Genomic DNA, 1,269 nt, shown 5'->3' on the forward strand with positions numbered 1-1,269 from the left:
TTGTAGTGGTCAACTAATTTAGGACAGCTGATAAGAGATTTTGATTAAAGTAACGTCTCTCTTTTTCTGCTGGCGGCAAATAATCGTTGAAAGTATGCGGTCTCACGGACTGATAATAGCCCCAGATATAATCAACAATGGCGCTTTTAGCCTCAGCGATATCTTCATAACCGCCCTTTGGCATCCACTCAGTTTTGAAGCTTCTGAAGAATCTTTCGGTCGGCGCATTATCCCAACAATTTCCGCGACGGCTCATGCTTTGCGTCATACCCTCACAACTCGCCACGGATTCAGCAAACTTCTTGCTAGTGTAATGGGTTCCTTGATCAGAGTGAAACAACACGCCACTTGGCTTTAAGCGCGTCTGATATGCCATTTGCAGCGCTTTGATTGTCAACACGCTGTCAGGGGAATCTGACACCGAAAAGCCCACCACACGACGGGCATATAAATCTAAAACAACCGCTAGGTAGCACCAGCCGCCTTTGATACGAATATATGTGACATCACCCGTCCAGACCTGATTGGGCGCTGATGGGCTAAAATTACGGTTCAGTATATTGTCATGAGCTTGGTGTTCTTCGTCAGCTCGCTTGTATTTATGTGTTTTTAGCTGGCAACTGATGAGCCCCATACTTCTCATAATCTTAGCAGCTAAGTAACGTGTCAGCTTAATGCCATGCTCATTCATCAAGATAGCAGCAATGCTGCGAGCGCCAGCTGATTGCTTTGAGTCATTAAATATTTGGCATATTAAGGCTTTAAGCTTGACCATTTCAATATTTATCGGCTTTGACTGCAAGCCATAGTAATAGCTACTCTTAACCATGCCAAACAGGTCACACAATTGAGTTTTACTCATCTGTTTGTCTTGCTCTGCCAGCTGACTTATCAGCGATAATCGCTCAGACTGTCCAAGGCTAGCAGAGCTGAAGCCTTTTTTAAGATGTCGCGCTCCATAGTCAGCCGTTTTACTTGTTTACGCAGTTCTTGGAGTTCTCGCTGTTCATCGGTTAAGGCATTGCCGACTTTAGGTGCTTGTCCACCCATTTCTTGACGGTACTGACTCAGCCATTTCTGTAAGGTGGATTTGCCAATGCCAAGTGAATCAGAAACGTCGGGGATGCTACGGTTGTGATCAGTGACTAAGCTGATGGCTTCAAGTTTGAATTCTCGGGTATATTGGTTGCGTTTGTTGGTCATACTAGTTTCCTTCTTTGGGGTAGTATAAACCTCTTATGCACTGTCCAAGTTTATTATGCCACTACA

At 44.6% G+C, this 1,269-nt stretch carries 2 protein-coding genes; both read right to left on the reverse strand.

Annotated features, from left to right (window positions below; translation table 11 throughout):
* Nucleotides 1-13: 13 nt before the first annotated feature.
* Nucleotides 14-895 carry an IS3 family transposase gene (locus tag ACT3SX_RS15140; RefSeq protein ID WP_225739365.1) on the reverse strand — a complete coding sequence of 294 codons (882 nt, stop codon included), beginning with the start codon at nt 893-895 and terminating at the stop codon, nt 14-16.
* On the reverse strand, nt 892-1,203 hold the full coding sequence (locus ACT3SX_RS15145) for a transposase (RefSeq protein ID WP_058025686.1): 312 nt from the start codon (nt 1,201-1,203) through the stop codon (nt 892-894). Before ACT3SX_RS15145 ends, ACT3SX_RS15140 begins: the two co-directional genes overlap by 4 nt.
* Nucleotides 1,204-1,269 lie beyond the last annotated feature (66 nt).

This window comes from Psychrobacter sp. AOP31-B2-9 (assembly GCF_052378005.1).
GTDB lineage: Bacteria > Pseudomonadota > Gammaproteobacteria > Pseudomonadales > Moraxellaceae > Psychrobacter.

Excerpts from the sequence above, each read along its gene's own strand:
- ACT3SX_RS15145 (WP_058025686.1), bottom strand. The coding sequence starts at position 1,203 with ATGACCAACAAACGCAACCAATATACCCGAGAATTCAAACTTGAAGCC.